Annotated in this window: 11 protein-coding genes; 10 read left to right on the forward strand and 1 reads right to left on the reverse strand. The window is 50.1% G+C overall.

The window, feature by feature from the left end; all coding sequences use genetic code 11:
- Positions 1-39: 39 nt before the first annotated feature.
- From B5D52_RS13180 to B5D52_RS13220, 10 genes are all read left to right on the forward strand, one after another.
- Positions 40-1,530 carry a sugar ABC transporter ATP-binding protein gene (locus B5D52_RS13180; RefSeq protein WP_016146987.1) on the forward strand — a complete coding sequence of 497 codons (1,491 nt, stop codon included), beginning with the start codon at positions 40-42 and terminating at the stop codon, positions 1,528-1,530.
- A 2-nt stretch (positions 1,531-1,532) separates the two neighbouring features.
- The gene (locus B5D52_RS13185) at positions 1,533-2,555 is read left to right on the forward strand and encodes an ABC transporter permease (RefSeq protein ID WP_016146986.1); all 1,023 of its coding nucleotides are present in this window, start codon (positions 1,533-1,535) and stop codon (positions 2,553-2,555) included.
- A gap of 102 nt (positions 2,556-2,657) precedes the next feature.
- Entirely contained in the window at positions 2,658-3,827 is a 1,170-nt protein-coding gene (locus B5D52_RS16605; protein WP_242825617.1) for an AraC family transcriptional regulator, read from the forward strand.
- Positions 3,778-5,049 (forward strand): GH39 family glycosyl hydrolase, encoded by a 1,272-nt coding sequence (locus tag B5D52_RS16610; RefSeq protein WP_016146984.1) that lies wholly within the window; start codon positions 3,778-3,780, stop codon positions 5,047-5,049. The genes B5D52_RS16605 and B5D52_RS16610 overlap by 50 nt, the downstream gene beginning before the upstream one ends.
- Before the next feature lie 242 nt (positions 5,050-5,291).
- The gene (locus B5D52_RS13195; RefSeq protein ID WP_016146983.1) at positions 5,292-6,395 is read left to right on the forward strand and encodes a Gfo/Idh/MocA family protein; all 1,104 of its coding nucleotides are present in this window, start codon (positions 5,292-5,294) and stop codon (positions 6,393-6,395) included.
- Between the two features lie 12 nt (positions 6,396-6,407).
- A complete protein-coding gene (locus B5D52_RS13200; protein WP_016146982.1) occupies positions 6,408-6,839 on the forward strand; it encodes a C-glycoside deglycosidase beta subunit domain-containing protein in 432 nt (143 codons plus the stop codon).
- Positions 6,840-6,850: 11 nt separating this feature from the next.
- Positions 6,851-7,834, forward strand: coding sequence for a sugar phosphate isomerase/epimerase family protein (locus B5D52_RS13205; protein ID WP_016146981.1), 984 nt, complete (start codon positions 6,851-6,853; stop codon positions 7,832-7,834).
- Between the two features lie 239 nt (positions 7,835-8,073).
- Complete coding sequence (locus tag B5D52_RS13210) at positions 8,074-9,429, forward strand: MFS transporter (protein ID WP_051113145.1); 1,356 nt, start codon at positions 8,074-8,076, stop codon at positions 9,427-9,429.
- A 155-nt stretch (positions 9,430-9,584) separates the two neighbouring features.
- A complete protein-coding gene (locus tag B5D52_RS13215; protein WP_330365061.1) occupies positions 9,585-10,523 on the forward strand; it encodes a flavodoxin family protein in 939 nt (312 codons plus the stop codon).
- Positions 10,524-11,417: 894 nt separating this feature from the next.
- A complete protein-coding gene (locus B5D52_RS13220; protein ID WP_016146977.1) occupies positions 11,418-12,560 on the forward strand; it encodes a hypothetical protein in 1,143 nt (380 codons plus the stop codon).
- A 147-nt stretch (positions 12,561-12,707) separates the two neighbouring features.
- On the opposite strand, the gene B5D52_RS13225 is transcribed toward B5D52_RS13220, so the two are convergent.
- Entirely contained in the window at positions 12,708-13,715 is a 1,008-nt protein-coding gene (locus B5D52_RS13225; RefSeq protein ID WP_016146976.1) for a sugar ABC transporter substrate-binding protein, read from the reverse strand.
- Between the last annotated feature and the right edge of the window lie 261 nt (positions 13,716-13,976).

Consider the following 13,976-nt stretch of genomic DNA (forward strand, 5'->3'; position numbering starts at 1 on the left):
CATAGCAATATGGCTCCTTTTCTATGACAGGAGGAAACCATGAAACTGTTAGAGATGCACGGCATCTATAAGTCATTTTGCGGGGTGCCGGTGCTGGAAGATGTGCCGCTGAGCGTCAAACGAGGCGAAGTACACGCGCTGCTCGGAGAAAACGGTGCAGGCAAGTCCACGCTGATGAATATTCTGACCGGTGTACATAGCCGAGACGAGGGCACGATCTATTTTGATGGAGAAGACTGTCAGCACATGACGGTCACGCAGGCCGAGAAGCTGGGAATTGCATTTGTGCATCAGGAGCTCAACCTGTTTGAGGACCTGACCGTGTGGGAGAATATTTTTCTGACGCGAGAGTACACCAAAGCGTTTGGCCGGGTGGATAAAAAGCGTATGGTGGAGCAGGCGCAGGCATTTTTTACCCGGATGGGGGTGCACTTGGACCCGCTGGCGCTGGTCGGCGACCTTAAAATCAGCGAAAAACAGCTGCTCGAGATTGCCAAGGCGCTGTTTTTCCAAGCCAAACTGCTCATTTTGGACGAGCCGACTACTTCACTCAGTCAAAATGAGATTGCGCACCTGTTCGACATGATCGGCAGACTCAAAGAAAAGGGCATTTCGTTCCTGTTCATCTCGCATAAGATGCCCGAGATCTTTCAGATTGCAGACCGGTATACCGTGCTGCGAAACGGTAAATTTGTGCGCACGGGCGAGATTTCCGAGATCACGCCGGACGAGATCACCGCGCTCATGGTGGGAAAATCCGGTCTGACGAACGACATTTACCGTCCCCGTCCGACTGGAGAGACCGTGCTCAAACTCGAGCATTGGAGCGGAGACGGTTTTGCCGACGTCGATCTGGAAGTCAAGCGCGGTCAGATCATCGCGCTGACCGGCTTGCAGGGCTCGGGCAGCGGGGAAGTGCTGCAAAGTATTTTCGGCTGCCGTGCAGTGGACGGCGGCACGATGGAGGTCTTTGGAAAACAAGTGCAGCCCGGTTCCATCCATCGCGCCATGCGGGCCAAGATCGCTATGCTGCCTGGTGACCGCAAGGAGAACTCGGTCGTACCCGACATGAATCTGCTGGAAAATATGTATCTGGCTGAGCATACGCTGTCGCTCGGTGATTTTTGCATCCATAAGCGGCTGGAAAACCAGCGTTTTGACCACTATCGAGAGCTGCTGCATATTCGCATGAACCAGCCCGCGGACAGCATTCTGTCACTCAGCGGCGGCAATCAACAAAAGGTATTTTTAGCCCGCTGGCTCAATACCAACGCTGAGCTTTTGCTGCTCGATAACCCGACGCAGGGCATCGACGTGGGTGCCAAGGCTGAGATCTACGAGTTGATGCTGGAGCTTGCCGCGTCGGGAAAGACCATCTTGCTCAGCACACAGGAAATTCCAGAGATTTACAAGACCGCCGATGCCTGCGCGGTGTTTTATAACGGCAGGCTGATGAAAATACTGGCGCATGACGAGGTCGACGAGGAGACCGTTATGCGCTATGCAACAAATGCGAATGAGGTGTCGTAACCATGAGCAAACAGAATCGATTGTCGCCATCCAAACTGTTGGCGCAGTACCACTATGTGGTCGTGTTTTTAGTCGTCTTTGCCGTGTATGCCGCGGCAAGTTCCAGCCTGACGTGGAATGGCATGATGAATATTTTCCGTCACTCGGCGGTCATTGGTATTTTGGGCTTGGGTATGGGACTCATCTGCCTGACCGGTGAAATTGACCTTTCGGTCGGCTCCATGCTGGCGCTTTTGAGTGGATTTTCGGTCGTGGTATTTAACCTGACCGATAGCATTGCCGTGACCTTGCTGTTTGCCGTGGTGTGCGGTGCATTGCTCGGACTGCTCAACGGTTTTTTGGTCGGCGTTGCCGAGATGCCTGCATTCATCGTCACCCTGGCGACCATGCTGATTTATCGCTCAATTGCGCAGTACGCCTGCCAAAATCTGGATAAGGAACTCATTGGCGGCGGCAGTTCGGTGTATCGCATGATCACCGATCATAACAGTTATCAGAGCTTTTACCAGCTGGGCAATGGCCGTCTGCTGACTATCCCGGTGGTCGGCATCATTCTGACTGTGATGACGCTGGTACTGGTCTATGTCACTACGAGCACCAAGTACGGCAAAAAGCTGTATGCTGTCGGCAGCAACCAGAAAGCCGCACGTCTGGCTGGTATCAGTGTGAGCAAGATCAAGCTGTCCGCCTTCGTGCTGACCGGTATGCTGGCCGGCTTGGGCGCATTTCTATGGATTGTCATGAACGCCTCGGCAGATCCGGCGACCACTGGCAACAGCTATGAGATGTACGCCATCGCTGCTGCGGTACTGGGCGGCATCAGTATGTCGGGCGGCCGCGGCCGGTGCCTGGGCGTGTTGTTCGGCGCGATGTCTTACACGGTCATTGACAAGATCATCGTTGCTCTTAAGATGGATTCGCTCATCAATGACGCGATCAAGGGCGTTATCCTGCTGCTGGTTATCTTCATTCAGGTCGCAGGTCCGCGCATGCGTTCCAGACTGCACGGCAAAAAGTCAGTGTAAGTTACTGCAAGAAAGCATAGGTTATGGTATAATACTGTCAGGAATACATCATAGAGATAAGGGTACATAAAGAATATGAGTGGAAATTTGAAAAAAGAGATTTTGCCAATTTATATTTCCAATGTCCAACAGCAGTTTGACAGTTTTCATCAGGATGCCGAACTGTTTTATGTGCTCGAGGGCAGTATGGAAATTACGATGGGAGATTATCATACCCATCTGAAATATGAAGACATTTTTGTGGTTAATTCTAATCGTGGATACAGCTATAAGGCATCCAAAGACGTGCTGTTTGTCAAGATATCCATTCCGTATCAGATTATAAGCAGCATAGTCAAGAGCACGGATGTGGTTTTCTTGTGCGACTCCACTCGAGATGAGAACCATCAGTACGATGTCCTGCGCCGCTTGTTTAAAAACCTGCTCAACCGGTATTACAGCGTGCGCGATCGGGAGAATGATTTTGGCTACAAAGCGCTGTGCTATCAGGTACTGGACATTCTTTCCACACATTTTCTGCTGCGCATCACCGACCAGGGCAGTACAGATGATAGGGAGCGGTTTGACGACCGGATTGTGCAGATCAATAACTACATCCATGCCAATTATAATCATCCCATCAGCTCAAAAGATCTGGCAGACAAACTGCATTTGTCGCAGAGCTATTTGTCACGTTTTTTCAAAAAGACCTATGGCATGAGCTTTACCGAGTATTTGACCAACATTCGGCTTTATCATGCGATGGATGACCTGCTCTATACCAATACCCCCATCACGCGCATCGCCTTTGACAATGGATTTGCCAACATTGCGGCGCTGACCAAGGTGTTTAAGGACAGTTATGGGGAAACGCCGTCCTCCATGCGCAAGAACCAGAAAAACAAGGCACAAGGTGCAGAGCCTGCGGATAACAGCCCGGTGGTCAAGCAGCGTCTGGAAAATTACCTGCGTTCGAGTGGGGAAGAGCAGGAGCTTATCCCGGAAAACAACGACCAGACCGAGAACTGCTCGGTGGCTGCCAGTCAGCCGCTGGTTGGATTCTGGGGAGATACCATCAACATCGGTGCGGCAAGCGACCTGCTCAAGTCCGAAGTGCGCGACCATATTATTATGCTCAAAGAGCTGCTGGGTTTCCGGTATGTCCGTTTTTGGAACATCTTCTCCGAGGAAATGTTCATTCAGCCCACGGTTGAAACAGATGATTATAATTTTTCCAAGCTGGATGCGATCATTGATTTTTTTGCTCGAGCACGAGCTCAAACCCTATATTGAACTGGGCCTGAAACCCAAACGCTTGTATCGTGACGTGCAGAATGCTATTATCGAGGAGCGCCATAACATTTATCACATCGAGGTACCGGCGTATCGCAAGGTCATCAGTGCGATGATGCGCCATTTCCACAATCGATATCGCCGTAGTGAGCTGAACACCTGGCGTATGGAATTATGGTTCCATGAAGATCAGTGGGGGAAGAAGGGGGCAGCGGAACGGTATTTTGAACGCTTTGAGGTCATCTATGAGACGGTTAAGCAGTATGCCGATCATCTGGAGGTCGGCGGCTGCGGCCTGCGCATCGGCTTTTCCGACATTGAAAGCCAGACCCTACCGTTCCTGCGCCAGTGGAGCGAGCAAAATTGTCCGCCGGATTTTATCTCGGTGCTGTATTATCCGTACGAGCGAGGCGAGGTCAATCAGGACCGGTATTCCAGACGGTCGTCAGACAATGAAGGCATGATGCATAAGGTAGCGGTGATGCGGGAAATCATGGGCAAGGCCGGAATGTCGCGCACCAAACTGTATATCACCGAGTGGAATCTGACCGTTTCCGACCGCAATTATATCAATGATACCTGCTTTAAGGGTGCATATATCGTCAAGAATATCATTGACAATTATGGACAGCTCGATCTGCTGGCTTACTTTTTCGGCAGTGACCGTGTGTCCGAGTATTTTGACTCACGCGGTTTGCTGCACGGCGGATCGGGCCTCATCAGCAAAGATGGTATTTTGAAACCTGCCGGGTATGCCTTCCGTTTTCTGAGCTGGTTGTACAATTACTTTGTCGTGAAGGGCAAAAACTTTATTGTAACGACGGACGGACACGATTCCTACGCCATCGTGTGCCATAACCAAAAGGCGCTTAACTATAATTACTATCTGACCCGAGAGGATGAGATTCCCAAGGACAGCATCTGGAAATATTTCGAGGATCAGGAGAGCCTGCACCTGAATTTACAGCTCAAAGATGTCAAAAACGGGAAGTACCAGGTCAAAACCTATCAGATCAACGAAAAGATCGGCAGTCCCATTCATTTCTGGGCGGAGATGGGGTTCGAGACCGAGCTGTCGCGCAAGGACATTGCCTACTTGCAGCGGGTGTGCGGGCCGCGCCTGACCATCCGCACCGAGCAGGCATCCGAGCACACACTGCCGATTGTGTGCAACATGAAAGCCAACGAATTCTGCTTTATTCGCGTGCGAAAACTATCATAATGGAAAAAGAGCCGTCGCGGGCATTCGCGGCGGCCTTGTCTTTTGCCGGAGAAGGTCAAAAAACAGCGATTGTTTTTGACCTTTTTTTGTGCCTGTTTGCAGGGAAGTCTAAAACAAGTCAAATTTGCTGTTTGTTTAGGTTGTTGCAAATGAAGTGGATAAATAAAATGTTTGTTATAATCATTGTACAAAGAACGAAGAAAAACTTCCCACAAGGAAAGAAAAATGAGGAGGTCACATTTATGAGTAAGTTAAAGATTGGTGTCATCGGCTGCGGCGGTATCGCAAACCAGAAGCATTTCCCCGCACTCAAGGCAAATGCCGATCTCAATGAGATCGTAGCATTCTGCGACACCCAGAAGGAGCGTGCAGAGAAGGCGGCGCAGGAGTTTGGTGCACCGGGCGCAAAGGTTTACACCGATTACCATGAGCTGCTGGCTGATCCCAATGTCGAGGTCGTTCATGTCTGCACGCCCAATGTTGCACACTGCCCGATCACCGTTGCAGCGTTCGAGGCTGGCAAGCACGTTTACTGTGAGAAGCCCATGTCTCACTCCACTGCTGAGGCTGAGAAGATGGTCGAGGCTTGGAAGAAGTCGGGCAAGCAGTTCACCGTTGGTTATCAGAACCGTTTCCGTCCCGAGGTACAGAACCTGCATGCAGCTTGCATGAACGATGATCTGGGCGAGATCTACTACGGCAAGGCACATGCTGTTCGTCGCCGCGGTGTTCCGACTTGGGGCGTATTTATGGATAAGGCACAGCAGGGCGGCGGTCCGCTGATCGATATCGGTACCCACGCACTGGACATCACCCTGTGGTGCATGAACAACTATGATGTAGACAGCGTCAGCGGTTCGGTATTCTACAAGCTGGGCAGCCTGCAGCAGGCAACCGAGGGCAATCTGTTTGGACCCTGGGACCCCAACACCTTCGAGGTTGAGGACTCTGCAATGGGCTTTGTCAAGATGAAGAACGGCGCGACCATCAATCTGGAAGCCAGCTGGGCACTGAACATTCTGGAGTCCCGCGAGGCATCTACAACCCTGTGCGGCACCAAGGCCGGCGCTGAGATCCACTCGGGCATGAGCTACTCCAAGAACGAGCTGATCTACAACCGCGGCCGCAACAATCAGCTGATGGAAGAGACCCTGTCTCCGGTCGGCGGCGTTGCATACTTCGGTGGCGGCGGCGGTGAGGAAGGCACCATCGACTGCCGTCAGTGGCTGGAAGCAGTTCAGAACGGCACGCAGCCGCTGGTCAAGCCCGAGGAAGCACTGGTTGTCACCAAGATTCTGGACGCAATTTATCAGTCCGCCAAGGAAAACAAGGAAGTCAAGTTTTAAGGGGGCATCGTGATGGGATTCGCAATGCGCATGCAGCTCAACGAAGAGATCATCAAAAAGGCATCATTTCAGGACATGTACATCAACGGTCAGAAGAACGGTTTTGAGTTTGATGTACAGCTGGCCTACTATCGCGGCCATTACCTGTCCGACATCGACCTGCTCGAGGTCTATGTGGACGGTGAGAAGATGCCGCAGGAAGCGGTAACGTTTGAGCTCAACGGTAAGGAAATGCCGGTCTATAAATTGACTTACGCGGTGACCGAGTTCTGGAGCCAGGTTGAGCCGGCTAAGATCCGCGTCATCAAAAAGGGCGGCCTGACCGCGGGCGAGCACGAGATCGAGCTCAAGCTGATGCTGCGCGTTCCGTACATGCAGATCGGCCCCGATCATTCCTTTATGCCACTCGATAGCGGTGATAAAATTACGGTAACGGTTGCGTGAGGAGGTACAGCATGAGCAACATTAAGCTGGGCGCGACGCTGTTCTGCTACGGAACGGAGTACGCGAGATATCAGTACGATTTTGAAGAGTGTGTCAAGCAGGCGGCGGCAGCCGGTGCAGAGGGTTATGAGATTGTCGGCACGCAGATGCTGCCCTCTTACCCCAATGTCAGCGATGAGTTTCTGGGTCTGGTGCAGGATCTCAAGAACAAGTACGGCATTGGCCCGGTCGGCTATGGTGCAAACAATGATAAGGGCATGATGCACGACCGCAACCTGACCGACGATGAGATGCTGGCCGATACCATCATCGACCTGAAAGCAGCCAATAAGCTGGGCTGTAAGGTCATGCGCAGTCAGTACATGCTGTCCCCGGCGGCATTCGAGCGCCTTGCACCGTACGCTGAACTGTACAATGTCAAGGTCGGTATCGAAATCCACAACCCGGAGACCCCGACGTCCCCGGTGATGCAGGAATACCTGGAGGTCATCAAGCGCACAGGTTCCAAGTATCTCGGCTTTGTTCCGGACTTTGGATTCCTGTCGGTGGCACCCAATAAGCCCCAGTGGATGAAGGCCGTTCAGGCGGGTGTCAAGGAAGAGCATCTGGAAATGGCGGCAGAGATGCGCCGCACCGGTGTTCCGCAGGAAGAAGCACAACGCAAGCTTATGGAAGCGGGCGCACATCCGGCGATTAACGGCGTGCTGGCTGGTATGTACGGCTTTGTACAGTTTAAATCCAAGGACGCACTGCCCGGTCTGCTTCAGGAACTCAAGGACATCCTGCCGTACAGCTTTGAGATGCACGGTAAGTTCCATTACCTGAGTGAGGACTGTGTTGAGCCCAGCATTCCCTACAAGGAAATCCTGGATATGCTGGTGGATACCGATTTTGACGGTTATCTGATCTGCGAGTACGAGGATGAGCTGTACTGCGGCGGTACCGAGTTTACCAAGCGTCAGCTTGCAATGGAGAAGAGACTGTTAGGACGATAAAAACGACGGAAAAAGCGACATGGGCCGGTGCCTGCCAGCACCGACCCACGTCTTAAGAGTGATAAATATAAAGAATTTACCGGATTTATTTTATCTCTCTTATATTTGCTTGTCAATCGTCATTCACGGATTCTGCGGAGAATCGTGAGAATCTCACAAAAAGATACACTTTGATAGCTGGCGCAGTTAGAGACGCCGGGAGAAGTGGAAATATGGATAAGAGAGGGCGTAGAACAGAGATGAAACTTTCAAAACGCACATTGTTTGCATACGGTGTCGGCGACTTTGCCAGTAACCTGTGCTGGACGTTCATCGGCAGCTTTCTGAGTATTTATTACACCGATGTTGTCGGTATCACACCGGTGGCAGCGTCTGCGATCATGCTGATCGCCAAGATCTGGGATGGTATCAACGACCCGATGTTCGGTGCGATTGCCGAGCGTACCAATACTAAGAAGGGCCGTTTCCGTCCGTACATTTTCTATGGCGCACCCGTTCTGGCGGTGCTGTCCGTACTGGCATTTACCACCTTTGGCACCGGTCGTACGGCAGTCATCTGGGCAGCTGTTACCTATATCGGCTGCGGTATGGCGTACACGGTTGTTAACCTGTCATATGGTTCGCTGTCCACGGTTATGACCACCGACCCCGAGGATATCGCACAGCTCAACAGCTACCGCATGATGGGCACCAACTTAAGCTCGGTTCTGCTCAATGCAATCACCTCGCCTATGCTGCTGTACTTCTCCGGTTCGGAAAACTACACCAAGCAGTCTTACCTGTATGTTGCAATCATCTTTGCAGTTTGTGCGCTTCCTCTGTTCTACTTCGTGTATGCAAACTGCAAGGAAACCATCCATCCGGTTTCGGAAGGTCAGAAAATGCCGGTTCGCATGAGCATCCGTGCTGTTCTGACCAACAAGCCTCTTATGCTCCTGTTCTGCATTCAGCTCCTGGCCATGACCGCATTCTTTGGCCGCATGGGTGTTGTCATCTACTACCTGATGTACAACGTACAGAGCTTTACCCTGATTTCGGCCTTTATGTCGCTGCCGTCGCTGTGTACGGTTATTGGTATCTTCGTAACCAAAAACTTTGTTGTTCGCGTGGGCAAAAAGAAGATGGCTGCGATTGGCTACATCGGCGCAGGTGCAGCACTGATCGTTATCTATTTGGTTGGCTGGACGAATATCCCGCTGCTTCTGGCACTGCATTGCATCTATGGCTTCTTCTGCTTCTCGTTCCCCATTCCCATGGCGATGATTCCGGATGCAATCAACTACGAGGAAGACCGCATTGGCGTTCGCGCAGACGGTATGTCCTATGCAGCCGTTTCGCTGTCGACCAAGTTTGGTTCGGCATTTGGCGTATCCGGCGCTCTGCTGATTATGGGTGCATTGGGATACGTTGCAAACCAGCAGCAGACTGCTCAGGCACTGTTCGGCATCAACCTGACCACCAATCTGGTCTTTGGTATCATGTATCTGCTGTGCTTGGTTCCGCTCTTCTTCTATCCGCTCAATGAGAAGAAGAATGAGGAGATCATCAAGCGTTTGGAAGAAAAGCGCAACGCAATGGCCGCAGAAAAGGCATAAAGCGAGCTGGCTGGATCGCTGCGGGGATATCCCTGCGGCGATCTCGTCTGCCTCATGATGAACGCCTGAAAATGGTGCAAACCGTTTCAAATTTATAAAAAACACAGACAGAGAGGGAATTTATGTACATTCTGGGTTTATCTTTCGGCAGAAAGATGGGAAACACTGACATTCTGGTCAAGGAAGCACTGTTCGGTGCGCGTGAGGCAGAGCCGGACGCTGAAATCAAGTTTATCAACACCAATCGCCTTAAAATCGACCGCTGCATCGGCTGCGGTGCGTGCTCGGGTAGTCTGGAAAAGGGCGGCGATAACGACTGCATCATCAAGGACGATATGCAGATGGTTGAGGATGAGATCCGCAAGGCCGACTGCCTGATCGTGGGCGCACCGGTCTATGTCCTCCAGCCGGTCGGTCAGTTTAAGAACCTTGTAGACCGTTTTTCTTGCCGCCATGACGTATCCGCGATCAACTGGGTGCTCGACAAGCGCAGAGCGGGTCAGGCACCCGGTGACCCGGATGCCTTCCCGCAGGAGCGCTTCAAGCGCAGAACGGTCTCCTATATTTCGGTTGGCGGCGCTACCACCAAGAATTGGGTGTCTATGGGTACAGCAACCATGCATCTGTTCGGCTTCCCGGCAATGATGAAGGTGGTCGGCAACTACGACGCGCATCACATGGGAACTACCGGCAATCCGGTGCTGGATGAAAAGCTGATGAGCGACATTCACGAGATGGGCAAGCAGACCGCGCTGGCCTATCATAAGAAGGACGAGGAGATCGAGTGGTTCGGTGAGACCGGAACCTGCCCGGTGTGCCATCAGAATCTGCTGATGATGAACGGTACCACCACGGTTGAGTGCCCGATCTGTGGTATTGAAGGCAAGCTGAGTGTGGACGGCGACCGGGTCAAGGTCACCTTCTCCGAGCAGCAGCAGGCGCGTGCACGCGGTACCTTTGCCGGACTGCGCGAGCATACGGTCGAGATTCAGGGCTTTGGCGCAATCTGCGGTCCCAAGCTGGCGGCAGTCAAGGATGAACTGCCTGAAATGCTGGACAAGTACAAAAACTTTGACGCATATATCAATCGATAACAGATTTCTTGTCATACAGGACATGATTATTCTCCCCAAAAGCCGTGCAGACGTGTGCTGCGCGGCTTTTTCTCTGCATAAAAGAAAACGCAGAGACCGGAAACGATCTCTGCGTGCGTTCTTGCTGTTTGGGATAGATTAGCCGCGGGTGATGTTCATGCACTGCATGTACATTGCGAAGCTGATGGGATCCTTGGAGACATCCTTCCACTGGCGGATCTGCTTTCTGAGCTGCTGGTTCATAATCAATAACCTCCTCGTGTGAATAGGTGAATATGGTGGACAAGATAAATATCTTGTGTTTGACGTGTGTTTATATCTTGTTTACTGCGTTTATATTAAACCATTTTTTTGAACTTTTTTCAATGGGTAAAGTGCACAAATGTGTTTTGAGAATTGCGTATTATTGAATAATAATGATGGTTTAATAGGGAATATATGTGAAATATAAGTATAATATAAATTTTAATATGTAAAAATGGTATTGCGCTAGAAAAGTAAAATTGAACTTTTTGCGGGTAAAATGAAATCAAATAAAAACAGAAATTCTGAATTTTGTTTAGAAAACATATTTTGGAATTATGAGGCCGAAATGTGTCCATATAAAAATAATAAGGGATGTCAAGCAAAGGGATAATACGGAGAGAAAGAAGAATTGACTTTTCATTGTGGGCGGGCATCAAGCAAATGGTTGATCAGACATATTATCTTATGCATGAATAACGAAACAGCAAAGCCCTATTGTATTCCCAACAAATCCGCACGTAAAAGCACATAAAAATCCTCAAATACCTTCTTATTCCTATGTTATAGCATAGAAATAAGGGGGTATTTTTTTACACACAGATCAGACAGTTCAATAAACAATATTTCAGTAAAAAAGGACTGTTTGAAATGAGCAAGATTGTGACAAAGAAAGCACGTTTTATGCTAGAAGCAGATGGATTCTCCATCCATACATTTGAGATTTCCAGAAAACTGACAAAGAGTGAATGGAATTGCTGCAAAGAGAAACTGTACGATCAGAAGCAGGTTTCTTCCAAGGCATATGTTTACAAAGAGTCGAAAGGTGTATATCGAGTATCACAGTACGAACAGTATGGTTTGCGTATCACATTGGAGCACGCACACGATCAGGAGAACAGTCGTGGCTATTATGTGCGCATGGTGATTAATCCTCGCAAAGTCATCGATCCAGATGCATCCTACATCGGTATTTTCCCACCTGAAAAGTCCAGTATCACTGAGCTGCAAGCAGCGTTTCATGCACTTCTGAAGCGATCAGCATTCAATGACCAGCTGGATGACTACTATCTCAGTCGAGTTGATCTATGCGTGAATATCCGCTGTGACCATAAGAAAATCTTCCGCGAAGTTGTCCGTGTATTGCGAAAACTGCCCACGCCGCCAAAGTACAAGCGCGTGTCCCGCAAAGAAAAGGACAAGAAGAAGGCGAACAAATACAACAAACACTACATCAAGTTTCAGTGCGGTACACATAGCCTCGTCATTTATGACAAGACCTATCAGGTAACCGAACAAGGTTTGCGAGTCGATTATGAGGATTTACCCGGAGGTGTTCTGCGATTCGAAGTGCAGTATCAGCGTTCTGTGCTGCGTGGTTTGGAAAAGAAGCTCAACACGGATAATCCGAGTGAATTGTTATGGTATCTGATGCGGAAAAGTGAAAAACGCATCAGCAAGCACTTCGAGCAGTGCTTTGCCGATGTTCAGTTCTGCCAGATCGAGGAGATTGAGAAGCGGATTGTGGATTCAAAATACGAAGATGGGACCAAGCAAATAATGCTGGAACTTGCCCATAGAATGCAGCGCAAGCAATCGGTCGATCAAGTATTGGAGGAAATGGCATCCGAAGGCTTTGCGGTAGACGATCTACTCCGAAGGGTACATAAACTGGGTTTCAGCCCTATTCCGTTATGGAAGAACTTCTGTGCCCAGCAGATTCCCGGACCGGTGTCCTTGCTTCGGATGATTTCAGAGGGTGAGGTTGTGATTGCGTACCAAAAAGTAAAGTAATGGAACCACGTATAGCTTCCACTTAAAGGCAAGCAATATTTGAGTAGATATACACTTTGTGCGGCTAAATAAAAATCCCCCCGGTGTGGATTGATCCGACACCGGAGGGATTTGCTATGTGTTTTGAATTGCTCTGGAATAGAACAATCAGCTTAAATATCCATTGAGGGTATCCAAGCGCTCCTGTGCATTGTCCTTGGTAACGACAGCAGAACCAGAATCAATAAACTCAGGCAGAGTTTCGCCATCAATGAGTCTAACCGCTGCGTCAACCGCCTGATAAGCCATGTTATACGGGTCCTGTGCAGCTGCCATGTCCAGCTCACCGTTCAAAATAGATTCACATGCCGATTTTACGCCGTCAAAACCCAAGAAGATGGTATTTTCATAAGCCGGATTGGAAGCTGCGGTGCGAGCCGCTGCGATTGCCATATCATCGTTATTGGCACAAATGATAGCAATACCTTCGGGATGGGTCTGCATGATTGCTTCCATGCAGTTAACTGCTAGATCTGCAGTCGCGTTTGCATACTGGGTCTCTTCTTCAAGGAAATCTCCACCGTTTTCTTCGATACCTGCCATGAAACCAGCTTTACGTGCTTCATTGGTCGGCTCACCCTGTACACCGCAAATCTCGATTGCCTTGATTTCGGTCCAACCGGCAGCCTTTGCCGCCTCAACGGCTGCTTCCATACCCTGTTTCGCAGCAGCTTCATTGCCCGTACCAACAAAAGTCTTGACTTCCGGCGCATCCGGGATATTGCTGTCGAGGGCAACAACCGGACGGGTTTCGCCTGCGATCATGGTCTTGACTGTATCCGGCTGCAACGGTGCGATGACATACGCATCAAAATCCGTATTACTCAGATCGGTCTCAACCATGGACATCTGCTCATCAAACGCGGTCTCTGAAGTCGGACCCTTGATGGATACTTCAACATCGTCGTGCTCTGCATCATACGCCTTTGCGCCCGCCTGAATGTACTGCCAGTATTCAGCAGACGAAGTTTTCAGAATGACGCTGATTTTCTTCACATCGTCTCCCGAATTACCAGATTCTGCGGCCGATGTGCCGTCTGCATTGCCGCCGCATGCGGTCAATGTGAGCGCCATTGCGCCGGCCAGGGTTGCTGCCATCCATCTTTTTGCATACATAATCATACGCTCCTTTATCTTTCTACTACCATTTCACGCCGATACGTGAAAAATATCTTTTCGTCATGCTCATATCCTGATCGATATGAAACGAACACCTATACACCTTAGTTATGATTATTGAGTGCTGCCGAAGCCATTCGGGGTAGGGAAAAACGATCTTTGCGGGGCGCAAAAATTTTGCGGATTACTCAGTTGCCATAATTGCCTGAACAGCGGTAGCTGTGTCCACCTTAGGAATCAGCTCATAGCCGATGCGTC

The sequence above is a fragment of the Butyricicoccus pullicaecorum DSM 23266 genome (assembly GCF_900167005.1).
Classification (GTDB): domain Bacteria; phylum Bacillota; class Clostridia; order Oscillospirales; family Butyricicoccaceae; genus Butyricicoccus; species Butyricicoccus pullicaecorum.